This is a genomic window from Flavobacterium araucananum (genome assembly GCF_002222055.1).
Taxonomy (GTDB): domain Bacteria; phylum Bacteroidota; class Bacteroidia; order Flavobacteriales; family Flavobacteriaceae; genus Flavobacterium; species Flavobacterium araucananum.
In genome coordinates this window covers 1-16,981 of the sequence record NZ_MUGS01000019.1, presented here as the reverse complement: position 1 = coordinate 16,981, position 16,981 = coordinate 1, and the positions used below count along the sequence as shown (strand labels likewise).

Below are 16,981 nucleotides of genomic sequence, written 5' to 3'. Positions count from 1 at the left end.
GATCCACAAGATCCTAATGATCCTCCTATTGATGGAACAGATCCGCCTCCGCCAGTAGAAACGAATCGTTTTAGCGCGTTAGCAGCACAACAGATAAATGAAAAGGTTCCAACCACGCCAACCTTACAATTTTTTCCAACGGCAGAGGGGTATGTAAAAAAGGAGAGTGGAGTTTTTTCGTATGTGTTTCAGTACAAAGACCATTTAGGCAACGTACGGTTAAGTTATGCTAAAAACCCACAAACCCAAGTTCTTGAAATTATTGAGGAGAATAATTATTATCCTTTTGGGCTCAAACATGAGGGGTATAATTCAGATAGTAAGCAAATTGGATATAATTATAAGTACAATGGAAAGGAGCTTCAGGATGAGTTACAGCTTAATGTTTATGACTATAGTGCACGTAATTATGACCCTGCACTCGGGCGTTGGATGAATATTGACCCTCTGGCAGAACAAATGAGAAGGTTTAGTCCCTATAATTATGCGTTTAATAATCCTGTTTATTTTATCGACCCCGATGGAATGGCTCCACGAGCAGGACAATCAGGAATATATTACGATTGGGATACGGGAGAATATACAAATAAGGATACAGGTGAAATATCAAATCAGGCAGATGCAATTGCTTATCACACCAATTCTATTAATGGAAAACCACCAGCTTTTTTGAATGGTTTTCATAAGACATACTCAAAACGTACTGTAGCGGAGCAAAGTTTGGTAAGAACAGCATATGCATTAATGGATAATGTAACGGATGACGCATTAAGATTTTTTGGACACGGATATAATGGACATTTAACTTATAGAGGAACCAAAAAGGATGGTACTAGAATATTTGCAGATGGTCTTGACAATTTTTTAACCAAATCATCAGTAGGTGAAAGATGGGTTGAAATAAAAAGAGATGGAGGAACTTTTATTTCTTATGCATGCAGAAATGGAGCAGAAGGAGGAATTCTTGAAAAGGCTTCTGGTATTGAAGAATTATCGAATGTAATTTTTGTTGGACCAACAAGGAATGTTTCACCTTCAAGTGATAATGATTCTGGTATGTTTTTTAGTGGCTCAAACAAGCATGAAAAAGGAGTGTGGAATATATATAGAGGTGGTGAAAAAGTAGGTAGTCGACCATGGAATTGGCAACCTGTAGAAATTGACCCAGTAACTTTAAAAGATATTGCAGAACCTAAGTAAGAAAAATTTAATTTTAAAGAATCATGAAAAGAAAATTGTTTTTAGGCATTGCTCTTAGTCTAATAATTTTAGTGATAGCATTAAAATACTACACTGATTATGTTACTAATTTAGCAGTCAGAGATTATGAAAGAAAGTATGTTGCTGAATTTAATGACACGCACCTAACTGAAGCACAAAGTGAGGAGAATTTAAATCCAAAATTTAAAGAAAGATTAATAGATAAGTTTGATAAAAACTTTTATGATAGTATTGTAAAGGTTGAAACATATAATAATGTATTAATTTATTCAATCATTGTTTCAAACAAATGGAATTACTCAGAAGCATCATTAAATGTATTTATGGCATTAGCAGGATTGGATAAAAAAAATTCATCCACAAGCTTACCTGAAATTGATTTTTTAGATGAAGAGAGTAGAAAAATGGCTATACATTATCTAGAAAAAGCTTCTGATAAAGAACATCCAAACGCTAAATATATTCTAGGTAAATATTATTTGGAAGGTAAATATTTAACTAAAAATACCACACTTGGTAATTCCCTATTACAAGCAGCGAAGAAATTAAGTGGAGGAATTTTAGAATAACTAGACATAAAGATAAACAAAGCCATTCCATAACGGAGTGGCTTTTGCTTTTATAGCATGTTAAAATGTACCAAACGGTTTAAAATATAACTCAGATTATCCTGTATTTGCTAGGACGTCTCAATAGAACATAAAACAGTGTTACTGGCTACCTAGATGTGCAAACAAAAATTGGAGGCATAGTTAAGGGGGCAATTTTGTACCCTTAACTATTTTAAATCCCTTTATAAAGTCTCTTTTTCTTTTTCTGTTTAAACTGTTTCGAAACATAATCATTTATATTTTCTCCGCGAAGAAGAATGTCTGCCAGATTTTCTTTTACATACTCTTTTAATTCAAAATCTTTCACGCTCTCTGAAGCTGTTGAAATTGACTTTTGGTATTTCCTTTCTAGTGCAAGAATATTCATTGCGCAACTTTCCTGAATTCCCTTTGCACTGAATTCTTTTCCAAGACTGCTTCCATTGACAACCGACTGTGTTTTAAAGTCTACAAAAGTGATTCCATAAAGCTTTCCCTCACTGCTTTTTCTTAAAATAGTATGAATGGCTTCATCTTTGAGCCTTTCGGATAATCTCTCTACAGAAGTTATTCTTTCATCAAAAAAAACCTGTCTCAAAGAATTTCTAAGGTAGCTTTTGCAGTATTGCTTCTTTGTTTCGTTTACCTTGAATTTTTCCTCCAGAAATTTTAAAGTAGGTCTGCTGTAGAATTCGCTGGCTTTTATCGGAACGCCTATCGGTTTTGAATTCTGGTCAAGTATCTTGTAAAGCAGTCCATTATTTTTATAAACTCTCGATTCCTCGCTACCTCTGTCAGCATGGACATTATAAAGATTTAAAACCGCGTTGAGTTCAGGCAGACTTGAATATTTATAGTCAAACAACACCTGATTTAAAACTGAATTGATAGCCTTTCTGGACTCTGCTTTTCCGTATTGGACTCTGCCGACATCTATCGGATTTAATGAAAAGTTTTCTTTCTGTTTTCTTCCTTCAGCTTTTACAAGTCCAAACATTTCTTCAATTTCTTTCCGTGCAGGTTCTGATTTTCTTATTCCTAAATGATGCAGATCGATTCTTTTTCCGTTTCTCTGGATGTTGTTTGTAACCACATGCAGATGGGGATGCCCCGCATCGTAATGCTGGTAGACTAGATAAGGCTGTTTTCCAAAACCTATTTTTTCCATATAAGTTTCTGCGATTTCAATCAGCTTTTCTTTGGAATGATTTTCAGAAGGATCAAAATTAAGCGAGATATGAACGCTGTTGCGCTTTGCATTTTCATTCAGAGAAGCGAGATTTAAAAAACGGTTCAGTTTCTGGGTAAAGTTTAATTTATCCAGTTCTAATGGATAGTTAACAGCACTGATGCACTCACCTTTTTCTTCCTTAACTTTGTTTTCGTTATAGTTCAGAATACTGTTTATTGAACGGCTGGTTTTGATCACTGCAACCATCGCTCAGATATTTTCTGGGTGTGGCGTGAAACTTCTTCCATTTTATCAAAAAGCTTTTTTCTCTGCACCTCAAACAGATACAGATGCCCTTTGAAATCGGGAATCATTTTCAGCGTATTTACTTTTCTGGCAATCTGGTTTATGTTGTTGCCAATGGTTCGGAGCTCAGAAGAAAGTACTACGGTTTCTTCCATAAGCTCGTCTAAAGACTGGTTTCGGTAAGTGCTTATGATCGGTCTGCTAAATAAGTGTCGGCGAACATAGTCGCTTAATTTTCTGCAGGTGCTGGCCTTGAACTGGCTTTCAATTTTTGCATACTCTTTCTCTGTCAGGCGCAGGGTTATCCTGCGTGATCTGTTTGAATTTTCTCTTTCCATCATTTTTCCTTTTCATTGTTTTCAAACTCTCTTCTTTTAAGTTTCTCCGCCGCCGAGTTCCGAGGCAATGGGTGGCAAGATAGGCGGTTGTCAGACAACCGTTCATCTTGCTGATTGCAGGAACGTGGCAATCTTTGGAGAATTTTAAAAGCAGGCTTCTAATTTAACGAAAATATTTGAATCTATCCTGCGTAAAATATGGTCATGATAGCTGTAGGCTGTTACAATAGATAAATGCTTAAAAAAAGAAAAAGGAAAAAAAGAAAGCAGTCTTTAATTGGACATTCAGACAGTTGAAGTGCTATAAGTCCCGAAGGGCATTTTTTGAGGAACGAAGAAAAATGTTATGCGCACTTCTCTGGCTGTGTCCAATAACTTGCTTTGCTTTTTTCTGTTAAAAAATGAAAACTTATATCTTTAATTATTGATTTTGAGATTTTAAAAATACTATTTTAGTTGTTTTATAAATTAATAGTAAGCTGTTTTACTTAAAACTAAAAACGTGATGAATTTTGAATTGTCAAATAGGGAAAGAGAATATCTTGGGCTGGAAGAAATAAAACCTAATTGGGAAAAAGTGATTTTAAAAGGAGATACTTACCGCGAACCAAGTATTTTATATTTTGAAGACAATATCATTAAAAGACATATTATATCAACTTCAAATCAGTACATAGAGACCCAGTATAATGAAATAACCAAAAATAGAGAGATTTTAGTTCCGAAGACAGCTAAAGGAAAGGAACAGAAATTAACTGCTTCAGTTTTGTCTACAAAAACTCCTATTGGCGTATATGTTTCCTTAAATGTTTTCGGAGATTTCTGGATTGGCAATCACAGTACTAAAACGACTTTTTTTTCGAGCTATTGGGAAGACAGAAAAAAAAGGAAAGAAAATAAATTGAGCTATTGGATTGAAAACTTTATAAATAATTCTAACGAGAATCATTTACGAGAGATCAGTAAATTCAAAAATGCTAATAAGCAAAATGTAAAATATAAATCGGGTGATTTTTTTTCATATAAAGTTGATAGAACAAATTATAGTTTTGGAAGAGTTTTATTAGATATTACTAAGCTGAGAAAAAATAATATCCTTGAAAAAAGTCACGGATTAACTCTATTAATGGGAACTCCTGTTTTAGTTAAGTTGTATCCATATATTTCAACGAAGAAAAATATAGATATTAAAATTTTGGAAAACTTGACAGCCTTGCCGTCTGATTTTATGATGGACAATCATCTGCATTATGGAGAATATGAAATTATTGGAAATAAAAAGTTAGAAGATAGTGAATTTGAGTTCCCTATCTCTTATGGTAGAAGTATTAGTTATGGAAGTGCAAATGTTTTTTTGCAATGGGGATTTATCCATAAAGAACTTCCTTTGACTAAATTCAATAAATATATAAGTGGGGAAAATATTTTCCTGCCTGAAGATAGTGCTTCAAGATTTATGTCAAATCCTTACGGATATTATTCTTGCGGTTTCAGCACTCATTATTACAAAACCGATATTATTGAAACGATTAAGAATAATAATGTTTTTGATTTCAATGGTGATCCATATTACAAAACTGAATTTGATTTAAGAAATCCAAAAAATGATACGTTAAAGAATGAAATTATGACAGAGTTTGGATTAAATTCAAATTTAAGTTACGATGAAAACTGTAAGATAGCTGGTATTGAATCAACTTCGAAGATTTTAGAAAATTTAAAATGAATTACATAAGATTTTATTGAGAAAAAAGAATGAAAAAAGTTAAGTTCATAGTGGCATTTCTAATGTTTACAATTATTTCATGCCAGCATACAAATAAAAATGACATAGAAAAATCCAATAAAATAGTTTTAGAATTTGTAAAAAGTGATAAAATGGATAAGGATGAATTCTGGAAAATAATAGATTATTCAATTGCAAATTCCAAGAATGATAAATTAGAAAAGGAAAAAATTATTGTTGAAAAATTATCAGCTTATTCTCCTGAGCAAATTATTGAATTTGAAATAATTCTAAGACAGCTCATTATCCAAGCTGACGATTTTAAAACAATGGCTGCTCAAAAAATTATTGAAGATTATGTGTCTGATGACAGTTATCTATATTTTCGCTGTTGGCTAATTGGAAAAGGGGAAGAAATTTATAAGGGAACTATTAGAAATCCTGATTTTTTGTCAGACAGAATTGCTCAAGACGATGATTTTTATTTTGAAGGTTTGCTGTATGTTGCGACATCGGCCTATAAAATAAGGACAGGCATAAAAGAGGAAGATGAAAGCTTTCCAAGAGATGTGGCAATTCTAAAAGGTTTAGACTATGATTTTGGGGCACCGCCAACAAAAGGCGTGGATTGGAAAGAGGAAGATCTACCGAGAACTTATCCTAAATTGTGGAGGCTTTTTAATTGAAAAAAACTGCCCATATATATGAAATGAAGTAAACAAAACAAACATCGTAGAAAATATGATATTAAGCCAAGCAATTATAAACTGTATGGATTATAAGGATACTGAGGAGTTTATGTATTCAATTTATGCTAAAAGAAGAAATGGGAAATTTCAGCCAGACTCAGAAGCTTTAGTTTTAAAATTGACAGTTGAAGAAATGGAAATCAAATCAACTGAATTAGCTGAAGAAAAATGCCCAGGATTTGACTATTTTTTAGAAATATTTGTTTTAAAAGATTTTTACGAAGATTTATTAAAACTTGAAGAATTCAAATCCGATGCTAAAAAGGTCGAAAGAATTATTTATTATGCAGAATTTGACGCGTAGGTTTTTAAAATTAATGAAATACAAATACGTAAAACAGCTATTATAGATTACTTAAAACAACCAAATTATGTCAATGACCCAAATTGCTTTTCTTAGAAAGATAGAGTTGCCAACCAACGGACAAATTCAGGAACAGATTCAAAAACTTGGCTATGACTTTCAAATATTTGATGATCTTGAAAGAAAGCTTGGAGATGATGGTATTGAATGCAGCATAAATGGCTATAAAACTTATTTCGAAACTTATGTTAATGAAGCGAATGATTTAATGTCAGAACAAGAAACAAAATGGATTGAACCTGACTTAACAAATCAAGATACTGCTATTTCATTTGTTTGGGGTGCAGACTTTTCAGCAGGTGCTTGTGTCGGACTTATTTCTGTAGCATTGATTGATCTAAGTGGTGCTTTGGTTTATTATATTGATGACCAAATGAAATACACAAGAGAAATGTTGATCGAAGATACGCCTCAATTTCTTGCGGAACTCAAGAAACAAGTAAAAGCTCCAGAATTTGTAAAACAGAATCAAAAAAATAATTTCGCAGAAAATGATTTTTGGACAATGTTAAAAAGAATATTCAAATAAATTAAGCCCAAAAACTTTTGTATCGGATGTGCAAAATACTAATAATTTATATAAAGTAAAATATTCAATAGATCGGATAGATGAAACTTTTCCTAAGGAGGGCGGAATGATTTAGTAATAAATGTATTCGACAATATCGACTATAGTTCATTAAGGCCAAATAAAATCTTTTGCTTTTTGACTTTCTGGGTCAAACCATTCTTCTGAAATTTCTTGAAAAATTGATTGTCCTTTTTTAGCTTTTTGCCATTGGATTAAATCTCCAACAGGTGCACCATGCAAATATCGCAGTCGACCATTTGAGTCAAATTTAATTTTTCCATCATTAAGTAGCATTTCATATTTTGGCCAGTTCTTGATGTTGTATTTAGTTATTCTGATTTTTTCCATTGGTTGGTTGTTTCGTTTCTAATTGCAAAAGAGTTTTTTAGTACAGAAAGATTCAATAATGAAAATATGAAATGTTTTTTAAAAAAAATTTCGAAACAAAAAGAGACCTACGGTCTCTTTTTGTGTGAATTAATATATCTTTTATAGAAGCTTATTTAGCTTTTAGTAATTTTTCCAAAAATTCAATTTTGTCTTGTTCAGATTTCAATAATCTTTCGTACAGTTTTTTATTTTCTTCGTAAACTTCAACTAGTTTGTCAAGAGGATTAAAATGACAAATATTTTGGTTACCTATTGGTCCTTGATTAATACTGTTGTCACTAAAAGTGTTGAAATAATTAATCACGCCTTCATCAGAAAAATTTTTTATTGCTTCCACGCTTACTCCTAAGGCTTTTGCTACTTCTGCCAATTTTTCATCATCTATTTCTTCACTATTTTCTAATATCGAAACAGTCTGCTGGTTTGTTCCCATAGCCTGTGCGAGTGCTTCCTGCTTCATGTCTTTCAGTTCACGGATACGGCTGATCTTGCGCCCCATGTGGTTTGGTTTTGTTAATGTACTCATAGCTCAAAGATAATAATTAAGAATAAAAAAGAGGGATTCATGTATGATACAAAAAATCTCATGTACGGTACGGTAAAATTTGATGCCGTACGGTACAAGTAATTGCTTACTTGCCTGTGTGTTAAACAAAAATACAATTTTTCAGACAAGTATTAACTAAAACGAGTAAAATTATGAAAGCAATTCAAAACACCGCATCCGATTTAATCTATCGAGTTATTTCACAGAACATCGATCCAATTGGCATTTACTGTTTTGCAGAGAAGAAAAGCAGTTATACTTTTAATGAGCCTTTCCAGAAGCCCGCTCAGAAAGAAAAGCATGTCCATCTTTATCTGCTGGTTATAGCCGAAGAGTTCGAGGATAATATCGGCAATGACCTTACCGATAAAATTAAGAGCAGATCAAGAGGCCAGATAACGGTAACCATTCTCATGCACCGCCTGAGAAACATCGTCAAATTATACGGAGACCAGCAGTATTTCTTCTGGAACATTTTTAAAAATGCGCAGAGGATTCATATAGATGCGTACAGATCGCCTATAATCTGGGCTAAGAATCCAGAAAAGAGATATGTGAAAAGCACTTCAGCATACGCAGGAGACAGAAGAAATGTTAGTGAATCGATCTGGGATCTCATCTATAATAACGACCAGTATTTCTCCTATGAAGCCAGAATGTGTTCCCTTCATCAGATAGTAGAACAGACCTGCCTTTCCCTTATAAGGGTATTTCTGGGATATACCCCGAACCACTTCTCACTGGGCTACTTATTTGAGCTGTGCGAATACTTCACAAGCCTGACTTCGGAATATTTTCCCCGAAACAGCAGTGATGAAAAAAATATGTTCAAGATTTTGAAAAAGAATCCAAACACGCTTCGATTCAGCAGAAGCAACAGTTATGGTTACGATTACTATGGAATAATGGAAGGCAGATGCCGTGATTTTATGAAAAAAGCGGAAGCCATGATCCAGAAGGAACTTGAAAGGCTTGAGGGAATCCATCAGCAGGAAGTTTTATCAGCATAAAGAAAATGAAGTTATGGAAACCGATAAAATCAAAAAACTGGGAGACATCAGGGCGTTAAGCGGAAAACTGCTTAATGCCCTGAAACCAGCTGACGACAAAAGAGGCATGTATAATGCAGAGATCAGGGTTTATGGCTATTGCGAACTCGGTTCTGTTGTCAGAAATCTTATGAAGCTGTGCATTATCGCTTTAGATCATGACAGCGCAGAAGTTCCGCCTACAATCGAAAACCAATACATTGATGTGGGGCTTATACTGGGAATTGCTCTTCAGCTGTTTCCAGTTGACGAATTTGAATTTTTAAATGAGATTACGGATCTGTTTTCAGAAAATAATGAAGAAACAGAACAGCAAGAGTAAATTTTAATATTTCAAAATTATGGAAACGGATAAAATAAAAACACTGGAAGAATTTAAAGATTTTGCATCTTATCATTTTAAGCTTTTGAAACCCATTCAGGACAAAGAGGGGGAATCAATACGCGAGATAAGATTTTACGGATACACGGATATGACGTGTCTTGGAGTGAATCTCATTAGAATGTGCCTGCATATCATATATTCGGACGAGCTTGATAACAGGGAAATATACATAGGCTCTGTTCTGGAGCTTGCCCTTCAGCTGATTCCAAGGGCTGAAATAGAAGTTCTGGATGAAATATATAAAATGGTGAATGAGAACAGGGAAACCGAGCAGTCTTCCCAGTGATGCTAAAACAGCTTTCATGTGCATATTATGTCCATGACAATCAGGCGAAATAACTTTATCTTTGCCTGAACCACATAACTACGTTCTACGGCTTTCACAGGTATATTTTACCATTGAAAATGAAAGCAATACCGATTATCTTTGCATTTATCCCCACCAAATTTTGAGCAGGATGCGCATTGGAATCTGGTTTATCTTTGCAGTAGAAATCCATCTATAGATTTCTATTCTCATAAATGGCCGTTCCCTGTCACAGACGGCCTATAATTAACGCCCATACCGCACTTCCGCCTGAAAGATTATTTCAGGCAGGGCATCGCTGTGTTTATAACAGCGCAGAAACCAATTAAAAAAATTAAAGCATATGGAAAGTTTAGAATCGCTGTTCCGTTCATTTGAAACAGGCATCAGAAGCGCAAAGGCCGTAAAGCCTAAAGCTTACCTGAAAAGCATCGGACTGGAATATTCAGACCTGAGAATAGGCTTTAATTCGGGACAGTTCCACCACCGCAAGACCCTTAAATCCAAAGAAAGGTTTGAGGAGCTTGGAGTCATAACCAAGAGTGATGCAGGAGTGCGGGATGATTCTCTGACTGCCTATACCGTCTTCGGACGATACGGGCTTATATTCCCCCTGCTGGACAGAGACAGTGCGATCGTAAATTATTTTGCGCTCCGTTTTGATCTGGACAGCCCTCGGGAGGAATATCTAAACCAGAAGGGAGTCTATCCTGCATATCCTCATCCGCTTACCCGAAAGCTCTATCTGGCGCCGACTGTCATTGACTGCGCCAGCCTGATGCAGAGCAGAATACTGGATCAGAGGGAAGCGGTCATTGCACTTCATGACGGTGAACTGCTCGATGAGCATATTGAAATTATCAAATCATTGAATGGACTGGAATCAATAGTAATCTTTAAGCGGTGAGAAAATGGAGAAGATCAGATTACAAATGCAGGAGGCAAGACCAGACGTTCCGCTTTCAATAGCGGAACTTCCCGAGGGGCACAGTCTGAATGACATGTGGGTCAATTATGGAGCGGAAGGGATATCGAATCTTTTAAAAAGCGCAAAAACGGAAAAAGCAGGCGAAGGACTGCAGATTGTAAACGGCTACAAAATCAGCTACAAAGGCCTCTCGGGGACTTTCTTTGTTCTGGGAAACCTGCCGATGGACTTGGGGAATCTCAGGATTTCGCTTCAGATTGTGGAATACAATACCAACAGAAAGCACAGGCTTAAAATCGACCTGTTCGATTTTGCAGGAGTGCAGAGCCAGTGCACGGACTTATCCGAAAAGCAGGGTTTTGATTATGACAGCCTTGAAAAAGATCTGGTAACGCTTACCGATCTTCTGGAACATCACAGGGAATCGCTTTTTGAGGCTGAAATAAATCCGATTGCGGAACGTTTCGCCGAAAAAGAGCTTACGCCACAGGCGCAGGAAAATACGGTCTCATTTCTCGCAAAACCAAAACTGCTTGAAAATATAGACAGGCTCTTGGAACAGAACGGCATCGTTGGGGAAGAAGAAAATAGGATTTTGCTTTTTATACTGGCATCGAGCTATAAAATGCCGTACCTGATGCACGGGCTTGTTCAGGGATCAAGCGGTGAGGGAAAAAGCCACCTGATAAACGGGATTGCAGGATGCATGCCTCAGGAGGATGTGATGAACATGACACGCATTACAAGCAAATCTCTTTACCATTACAGGGATAAGGAACTGATCAACAAGCTGATTATTATTCAGGATTTTGACGGGCTTGATGAAGAGGCGCAGTATGCCTTCAGGGAAATGCAGTCTGCCAAGTTCCTGACCAGCTCCACTGTGGTAAAGGATATTTTCGGAAACAACAGGGGAAGAATCAAGCAGGTTCAGGCGCACTTTGCCAGCCTGACCACAACCACAAAAGCTGAGGTTTACTACGACAATATGAGCCGTTCTGTGATTCTGGGTGTGGATGAAAGCCAGGAGCAGACGCTTAGAATCATTAAAAAGCAGAATCTTAAAACAGCAGGACAAGCGGACAGTGAAAAGGAAGAGCAGGCAAAACAGCTTTTAAGAAATGTGATGCGCGTGCTTAAATCCTATGAGGTTGTAAATCCCTTTGCCGATAAGCTGAGCCTTCCATTGGAAGCCAGAATGCTCAGAAGGCTGAACTCGCAGTTCCAAAACTTTGTCTGCCAGATTACAATTCTGCACCAGTACCAGAGAAAAACCGACAATAAGGGAAGGCTGATCACCGACAAAGCTGATATAAAATCAGCCGTAGATGTTTTCTTCAGTTCCATTATCATCAAAGTGGACGAGCTTGATAAAAGCACCAGACAGTTTTTTGAGAACCTGAAAGATTTTATAAAAAAGCAGAAAGAAGGAACATCAAAAAAGTTCACGGCAAGAGAGATCAGACAGGGTCTGAATATCAGCAAAACATCTGCTTTCAGATACATGGAGTTACTGCAGGAATTGGAATACATCCAGCCTGTCGAAGGTTCATTTAACAGGGGCTTTAAATTTATAATCTCCTACTGGGATGATATGGAAAAACTAAAGACCAGAATCAGAAAAGAACTGCACAGACAGCTTGAAGAGTTCTAAAAAAACAAAAAATCAGAAGAAAACTAGAAAAGTGGAACACCACGGAACGCCAGCGGAACACTGGAAGCCTTGAAAACACTGGCAATACGATACTGGTGTTCCGCGTTCCGCGGAGTGTGCAAGCGTTCGTTTTCATCACTCAAAAAAACAGCGTTTAATTAAATTAAAAGACAATGAAAAAAACGATACAAAGCAGGGAATTTCTAAGGCTCACAGTGGCATTCGGAGAATTTGTAAAAGTCAGGAATTACAAGCAGGGACGGTCAAATCTCTATAAAAACATCATAACGGAATTTCTGGTCTGGCTTGAACAGGCGGGAATCAGCAGAATCCAGAATGTGGCCTCCAAAGAATCTGTGAGGTATCTGGATTATCTTTCTTCAAGACCAAAGAAAAGAGGAAATGGCATTCTGGCTGAAAAAACAATCAAACTGCATCTTTTTGTGCAGGGGCTTTTTCAGGTTTATCTGCTGGAAAACAAAGAGATCCAAAATGCCTATTACATACCGTCAATCACAGGAGGAACGCAGAAACCCAGAAACATTCTCACAATAGAAGAAATAAAACTGGTGTACCATCATGCCGAAAATGAAATGGAAAAAGCCCTGCTTTCCATTGCCTACGGTTGCGGACTCAGAAGATCAGAGATTGCCAGCCTTGATCTGAAAGATGTGAACCTTATAAAAGGAATGCTGGTTGTCAGACAGGGAAAAGGAAACAAGAGGCGTGAAGTTCCAATGAGCGACACTGTTCTGCAGTACCTGAAAAAATATGTCAGGGATGAAAGGCCTGAAAGGCTGACAGGAAGAAACCAGAATGAGGAAGCCTTTTTTATCAACAGCAGAGGCAGAAGATCGACAGGAGAAAATCTCAATGAGATTTTAAATAAGATGATAGAGCAGACAGGAAAATTCGAGCTAATCCAGAAAGAAATCACGCTTCACTGCCTGCGCCACAGCATTGCCTATCATCTGGCAGAGAATAACGCGGGAATTGACTTTATACGAAGTTTTCTGGGACATACGCAGATCAATACCACATATATTTATGCGGTGCAGAACAAAAAACGCAAACCAGTCGTAACCTTTTAAAACTACAGCTATGGAAAACAAGAAACCTGATCTGGAAAATTACCTCAGAGGAATTGTAGCTGAAAAGACAGCGCAGAGCTATCTCTATACGATAAACCATTTTTTAAAGACTAATCCAAAGGCTAAAAGATACCAGTATAAGGATATAGTAAAGTACATGGATAAAGTAAGCCAGAAGCAGTCCAACGTGCAGTACCGAATCAGAATACTCTCAGCCGTTAAAAAATATTACGACTATCTTGTAATGTACGGCTACAGAAATGACCATCCATGCAGAAAGCTTAATATTAAGATTAAGGGCAACCAGACCATACAGGTTCAGGATTTATTCAACTCAATGGAATTACAGCTTTTAATGGAACGCGAGAACCGCTACAAGCATCTTGATACAAGAAACAATGTTCTGATTTCCCTTTTAATCTATCAGGGGCTGGCAAGCGATGAAATAGCAAGGTTGTCTCTAAAGGATATTGATCTGGATAACGGCACAGTTTATATTAAAGGTTCTGCCAATCTCAATAAAAGAACGCTGGAACTAGTTTCAAAACAGATGATACTGTTTCATACTTACATAAATGAAACCCGCCCTGCTTTACTTCGCGGGAGAAGTGATAAATTCATATTGACAAAACTTGGACAGCCCATTGTGGTGAACAGCATTCATGCCATGATTGAGCCGTTAAGAGGATTATTCCCAGACAGAAAACTAAACCCGCAGACTATTAGAATGAGTGTGATCTGCAACTGGCTTAACGAGAAAAGCATTCCATTGGAAAGAGTTCAGGAACTGGCTGGGCATAAATGGCCAGGCACGACTGAGAAGTATATCAAAGTGAACAGCTCACATCAGAGGGAGCTTATAAACAGGTATTTTCCGAATATCTGATATATTTATTATTTTGATTTCATTTCTTTGTAAAACTGATCAAAATTAATAATAATTTGTTCTAATATTTTATCAGTCAGTTGAGTAAACTGATTGAGAAGCGTTTGAGTTTCAATAGCTAAATTAAATAAATCATCCACATTTATGTTATCCAAAGATTCTATAAACTGTTCTGCATCTTTGCTTCTATGAGCAATTAGTTCATTTCTGATTTTACTCAAACTTTGTTTTTTCCTATTTAATTCTTTGTAAGTAGTTCTATAGCTCAGTATTTCATCCTTTATTGAATTAAAAATTTGGCTCGATAAAATAAAATTGTAGAAATGAGAACTCATTAATGCATGTATTTTATCTAAATGCTCATTAAGAATTAGAGAAATTGATCTTATATAAAACTTTTTTTGCCATTCATGCTTTGAGTTCAAATAACCGTCAATTGTTACATCTAAATCTAAAGAAGTTATAGAGTTAAATATGCAAACGTCATAGAAGTTTTCTAAAGGTTTTATTTTTAAAGACTTACATTTATTCTTATTATCTATTAAAATACTTAAATCCTTCTTTTTTAGATCGTAATTGCCTTCTATTTTCATTTATGACTTCAATTGCTATTCAGATTATTAACCTACTTTTTGACGAGCTAAAATAATGAAACCTAGAATAACTAAGTTTCATTATTTTATTTTTGGCTTAATTTCAACATTGCATTTGCTACATTCAAAGTTGATTTATCATATTGTTCGTGTCCATAGCCATGTTTTTCATTTAATTCATAGAACAACTTATATATGTCAAAAGGGTTCTGAGAATCTGAAATCCATGTTACAATTATTTCTAAAATTTCATTCATATTCATCTGGTAAGTCATTCTGCCATCAGATAATCTAATCCCATTATTGTCAGATTTTCTTTTTCCGTTGTTCAAGAAGATATTTTTCTCATCATATATAATATCTCTAATCTCTTTATACTCTTTTCCTTTTGGCAAATAGTCCATCAAAAGTTTTCGAATTCCTTTATAATATACATTATATTTTTCTTCAGGATTCTCGAATTCTTTGCTTACTAATCCACGCAATTCATTAATTTCCTCTAAGCTTCCTGTTTCTGGGTTAATACTTAATTGTCTGCCGATTTTTTCATTAGATTTTTGAAGGATTTCTAATCTTTCTAAATCAGCTTTTGAGATTTCAATGTCTTTTTTGTCTCTGATGTTTTTATTTTCATCTTCATTCATAACTCTTATATTTTAATTTCTAAAATGGATTTAATTTTTTCACTAGCTTCCTTTAAACTTTTATCATCCCAAGAAATGGGATTCAATTTCGTTAACGATTCTGAATAATCGGGATAAAATTCTCTGAAAGCTCCATGATAACTTTTCTTGTATAATTTATCTTGATACCATGTAAAAAAAGAGTAAACTATTGACTCATGGATTTCATTTTCTTTTGCAAACCTTGATACCAAATAAGGATTATTGATATATTTTTTTATATAATGAAACTTTTCTTCGCTTAAAAACATATCTCTAGCAAAAGAATCTGCTTTTTCTTCGATTAAGAATAAATCATTGTCTCCAGTTAAATGAAAACTATTTGTTTCAATTAAATCAAAGTCAAATAATACATGATGTAATTCATGCATTAAAGTGAACCATAATGTTGGATATTTTTTATTGAAATCTGTCAGCACAATACAGGGTTTACCATTTATAATAAATGTTGCTCCCTTTACTTGTGTTGTAGCAAGGTAATTTTGAAATATGACTGTAATTCCAAGATTATACAACGCTCTGCAAACAGTAAATAAGCCATTTTGTAAATCCTGAGAATAAGGTTTAATTTTTACAATTAAATCTTTTAACCTTTCACGATTGTATTCATTTGGGTTATTGATAATCTTAAAACTTTGATAAGCTGATTTAATCCAAAAATCTTTCATTTTATCTGAAAAATTTCTTTTTACTCTGCTATATAAAGGTTCGTCAAGTTGCTCTTCGTAATCTTTAATGGAAGTAAAGCCAAAAAATGATAGAACTTTCTCAACCAATACTTCGGTATCATCATTATTAGAAAAAAACCCCAGTTTAGTTAAAGACTTTATATCAAAATTTCTAACTAAAAAAGTTGCTTTTCTTGCATTTTCTATTGAATTAATATTTTCTCTACTTTGGTTTTTTAAAACTACATTTATAAATTCATTGATATCGATATTTAAAAACTCAGAGATTTTTACAATATTTATAAAGTTAGGTTGTTTTGCTGTTCCAGAAATTATTTCTTCAAAAACATCTTTGTCAATATTAAGGAGTTTTAGTGCTTTAGTTTTACTTAAATTATATTCCAATAATTTATTTTCAAATACTTCTCTGATATCAACGTATTTTTCTTCTGAAAAAATAGACTGGAGTAGCTTATTAATATCTGTTGTTTCCATATTAAGGGTATTTACCCTGCAAATATAATCAAAATAATTAAATATTTTTATTTTAGAGGGTAATTTCCCTCTTTTTTGTTTTAATATCCAGTTATAAGTTTTGATAAGGATTAAAATTCAATTTATTAGGAAAATAATTAAACTAAATATACTTTCGCATAAGCTTGGAAAATGATAAGAGAACGTTCTTTATATAGGGATTTTTTGCAAGGGACATTCACTGTATAGAAAAATTTTACAGACCCTTATAAGTATAAGTACAACGGAAA

20 protein-coding genes are annotated in these 16,981 nt (G+C 34.8%); 13 read left to right on the top strand and 7 right to left on the bottom strand.

Annotated elements, in window-relative coordinates:
- Positions 1-1,200: RHS repeat domain-containing protein (locus tag B0A64_RS12095; RefSeq protein ID WP_133083319.1), on the top strand; the 1,200-nt coding region annotated here is incomplete at its 5' end.
- A gap of 23 nt (positions 1,201-1,223) precedes the next feature.
- Positions 1,224-1,790: an SEL1-like repeat protein gene (locus B0A64_RS12090; RefSeq protein ID WP_089479778.1), complete on the top strand. Its 567-nt coding sequence runs from the start codon at positions 1,224-1,226 to the stop codon at positions 1,788-1,790.
- A 214-nt stretch (positions 1,791-2,004) separates the two neighbouring features.
- On the opposite strand, the gene B0A64_RS12085 is transcribed toward B0A64_RS12090, so the two are convergent.
- Both B0A64_RS12085 and B0A64_RS12080 read right to left on the bottom strand, forming a co-directional pair.
- Entirely contained in the window at positions 2,005-3,249 is a 1,245-nt protein-coding gene (locus tag B0A64_RS12085) for a relaxase/mobilization nuclease domain-containing protein (RefSeq protein WP_089479777.1), read from the bottom strand.
- Positions 3,237-3,626, bottom strand: coding sequence for a plasmid mobilization protein (locus B0A64_RS12080; RefSeq protein ID WP_089479776.1), 390 nt, complete (start codon positions 3,624-3,626; stop codon positions 3,237-3,239). The genes B0A64_RS12085 and B0A64_RS12080 overlap by 13 nt, the downstream gene beginning before the upstream one ends.
- 505 nt (positions 3,627-4,131) lie before the next feature.
- Here B0A64_RS12080 and B0A64_RS12075 point away from each other — a divergent pair.
- The 4 genes from B0A64_RS12075 (at position 4,132) to B0A64_RS12060 (ending at position 6,994) form a co-directional block, all read left to right on the top strand.
- On the top strand, positions 4,132-5,352 hold the full coding sequence (locus B0A64_RS12075) for an immunity 26/phosphotriesterase HocA family protein (protein WP_089479775.1): 1,221 nt from the start codon (positions 4,132-4,134) through the stop codon (positions 5,350-5,352).
- 29 nt (positions 5,353-5,381) lie between these two features.
- Positions 5,382-6,038: a DUF4240 domain-containing protein gene (locus B0A64_RS12070; protein ID WP_089479774.1), complete on the top strand. Its 657-nt coding sequence runs from the start codon at positions 5,382-5,384 to the stop codon at positions 6,036-6,038.
- 85 nt (positions 6,039-6,123) lie between these two features.
- Complete coding sequence (locus B0A64_RS12065) at positions 6,124-6,405, top strand: hypothetical protein (protein WP_244285398.1); 282 nt, start codon at positions 6,124-6,126, stop codon at positions 6,403-6,405.
- Positions 6,406-6,472: 67 nt separating this feature from the next.
- Entirely contained in the window at positions 6,473-6,994 is a 522-nt protein-coding gene (locus B0A64_RS12060; RefSeq protein WP_123875914.1) for a hypothetical protein, read from the top strand.
- Between the two features lie 150 nt (positions 6,995-7,144).
- Here the strand turns inward: B0A64_RS12060 and B0A64_RS12055 are convergent, their stop codons facing one another.
- Positions 7,145-7,384 (bottom strand): hypothetical protein, encoded by a 240-nt coding sequence (locus B0A64_RS12055; RefSeq protein WP_089479771.1) that lies wholly within the window; start codon positions 7,382-7,384, stop codon positions 7,145-7,147.
- A 151-nt stretch (positions 7,385-7,535) separates the two neighbouring features.
- Positions 7,536-7,952, bottom strand: a complete 417-nt coding sequence (locus tag B0A64_RS12050; protein WP_089479770.1) for a helix-turn-helix domain-containing protein — start codon at positions 7,950-7,952, stop codon at positions 7,536-7,538.
- 173 nt (positions 7,953-8,125) lie between these two features.
- Between B0A64_RS12050 and B0A64_RS12045 the strand changes: the two genes are divergently transcribed.
- The 7 genes from B0A64_RS12045 (at position 8,126) to B0A64_RS12015 (ending at position 14,273) form a co-directional block, all read left to right on the top strand.
- A complete protein-coding gene (locus tag B0A64_RS12045; protein ID WP_089479769.1) occupies positions 8,126-8,983 on the top strand; it encodes a hypothetical protein in 858 nt (285 codons plus the stop codon).
- A gap of 13 nt (positions 8,984-8,996) precedes the next feature.
- Positions 8,997-9,344 (top strand): hypothetical protein, encoded by a 348-nt coding sequence (locus tag B0A64_RS12040; RefSeq protein WP_089479768.1) that lies wholly within the window; start codon positions 8,997-8,999, stop codon positions 9,342-9,344.
- Positions 9,345-9,363: 19 nt separating this feature from the next.
- A complete protein-coding gene (locus tag B0A64_RS12035) occupies positions 9,364-9,693 on the top strand; it encodes a hypothetical protein (protein ID WP_089479767.1) in 330 nt (109 codons plus the stop codon).
- Positions 9,694-10,057: 364 nt separating this feature from the next.
- On the top strand, positions 10,058-10,621 hold the full coding sequence (locus B0A64_RS12030) for a hypothetical protein (RefSeq protein ID WP_089479766.1): 564 nt from the start codon (positions 10,058-10,060) through the stop codon (positions 10,619-10,621).
- Positions 10,622-10,625: 4 nt separating this feature from the next.
- On the top strand, positions 10,626-12,296 hold the full coding sequence (locus B0A64_RS12025; RefSeq protein WP_089479765.1) for an RNA-dependent RNA polymerase family protein: 1,671 nt from the start codon (positions 10,626-10,628) through the stop codon (positions 12,294-12,296).
- A 173-nt stretch (positions 12,297-12,469) separates the two neighbouring features.
- Positions 12,470-13,387 (top strand): tyrosine-type recombinase/integrase, encoded by a 918-nt coding sequence (locus B0A64_RS12020; RefSeq protein ID WP_089479764.1) that lies wholly within the window; start codon positions 12,470-12,472, stop codon positions 13,385-13,387.
- Between the two features lie 10 nt (positions 13,388-13,397).
- The gene (locus B0A64_RS12015) at positions 13,398-14,273 is read left to right on the top strand and encodes a tyrosine-type recombinase/integrase (RefSeq protein ID WP_089479763.1); all 876 of its coding nucleotides are present in this window, start codon (positions 13,398-13,400) and stop codon (positions 14,271-14,273) included.
- An 8-nt stretch (positions 14,274-14,281) separates the two neighbouring features.
- On the opposite strand, the gene B0A64_RS12010 is transcribed toward B0A64_RS12015, so the two are convergent.
- The 3 genes from B0A64_RS12010 to B0A64_RS12000 all read right to left on the bottom strand — a co-directional run bounded on the left by B0A64_RS12010 (position 14,282) and on the right by B0A64_RS12000 (position 16,712).
- Positions 14,282-14,866 (bottom strand): AbiU2 domain-containing protein, encoded by a 585-nt coding sequence (locus tag B0A64_RS12010; protein WP_089479762.1) that lies wholly within the window; start codon positions 14,864-14,866, stop codon positions 14,282-14,284.
- A gap of 86 nt (positions 14,867-14,952) precedes the next feature.
- Positions 14,953-15,510, bottom strand: coding sequence for a hypothetical protein (locus B0A64_RS12005; protein ID WP_089479761.1), 558 nt, complete (start codon positions 15,508-15,510; stop codon positions 14,953-14,955).
- A 5-nt stretch (positions 15,511-15,515) separates the two neighbouring features.
- On the bottom strand, positions 15,516-16,712 hold the full coding sequence (locus B0A64_RS12000) for an ImmA/IrrE family metallo-endopeptidase (RefSeq protein ID WP_089479760.1): 1,197 nt from the start codon (positions 16,710-16,712) through the stop codon (positions 15,516-15,518).
- Positions 16,713-16,981 lie beyond the last annotated feature (269 nt).

Bases quoted from the DNA above. Each gene is read 5' to 3' on its own strand.
- B0A64_RS12090 (WP_089479778.1), top strand. From the start codon at position 1,224: ATGAAAAGAAAATTGTTTTTAGGCATTGCTCTTAGTCTAATAATTTTA.
- B0A64_RS12085 (WP_089479777.1), bottom strand. From the start codon at position 3,249: ATGGTTGCAGTGATCAAAACCAGCCGTTCAATAAACAGTATTCTGAAC.
- B0A64_RS12080 (WP_089479776.1), bottom strand. From the start codon at position 3,626: ATGGAAAGAGAAAATTCAAACAGATCACGCAGGATAACCCTGCGCCTG.
- B0A64_RS12075 (WP_089479775.1), top strand. From the start codon at position 4,132: ATGAATTTTGAATTGTCAAATAGGGAAAGAGAATATCTTGGGCTGGAA.
- B0A64_RS12070 (WP_089479774.1), top strand. From the start codon at position 5,382: ATGAAAAAAGTTAAGTTCATAGTGGCATTTCTAATGTTTACAATTATT.
- B0A64_RS12065 (WP_244285398.1), top strand. From the start codon at position 6,124: ATGGATTATAAGGATACTGAGGAGTTTATGTATTCAATTTATGCTAAA.
- B0A64_RS12060 (WP_123875914.1), top strand. From the start codon at position 6,473: ATGTCAATGACCCAAATTGCTTTTCTTAGAAAGATAGAGTTGCCAACC.
- B0A64_RS12055 (WP_089479771.1), bottom strand. From the start codon at position 7,384: ATGGAAAAAATCAGAATAACTAAATACAACATCAAGAACTGGCCAAAA.
- B0A64_RS12050 (WP_089479770.1), bottom strand. From the start codon at position 7,952: ATGAGTACATTAACAAAACCAAACCACATGGGGCGCAAGATCAGCCGT.
- B0A64_RS12045 (WP_089479769.1), top strand. From the start codon at position 8,126: ATGAAAGCAATTCAAAACACCGCATCCGATTTAATCTATCGAGTTATT.
- B0A64_RS12040 (WP_089479768.1), top strand. From the start codon at position 8,997: ATGGAAACCGATAAAATCAAAAAACTGGGAGACATCAGGGCGTTAAGC.
- B0A64_RS12035 (WP_089479767.1), top strand. From the start codon at position 9,364: ATGGAAACGGATAAAATAAAAACACTGGAAGAATTTAAAGATTTTGCA.
- B0A64_RS12030 (WP_089479766.1), top strand. From the start codon at position 10,058: ATGGAAAGTTTAGAATCGCTGTTCCGTTCATTTGAAACAGGCATCAGA.
- B0A64_RS12025 (WP_089479765.1), top strand. From the start codon at position 10,626: ATGGAGAAGATCAGATTACAAATGCAGGAGGCAAGACCAGACGTTCCG.
- B0A64_RS12020 (WP_089479764.1), top strand. From the start codon at position 12,470: ATGAAAAAAACGATACAAAGCAGGGAATTTCTAAGGCTCACAGTGGCA.
- B0A64_RS12015 (WP_089479763.1), top strand. From the start codon at position 13,398: ATGGAAAACAAGAAACCTGATCTGGAAAATTACCTCAGAGGAATTGTA.
- B0A64_RS12010 (WP_089479762.1), bottom strand. From the start codon at position 14,866: ATGAAAATAGAAGGCAATTACGATCTAAAAAAGAAGGATTTAAGTATT.
- B0A64_RS12005 (WP_089479761.1), bottom strand. From the start codon at position 15,510: ATGAATGAAGATGAAAATAAAAACATCAGAGACAAAAAAGACATTGAA.
- B0A64_RS12000 (WP_089479760.1), bottom strand. From the start codon at position 16,712: ATGGAAACAACAGATATTAATAAGCTACTCCAGTCTATTTTTTCAGAA.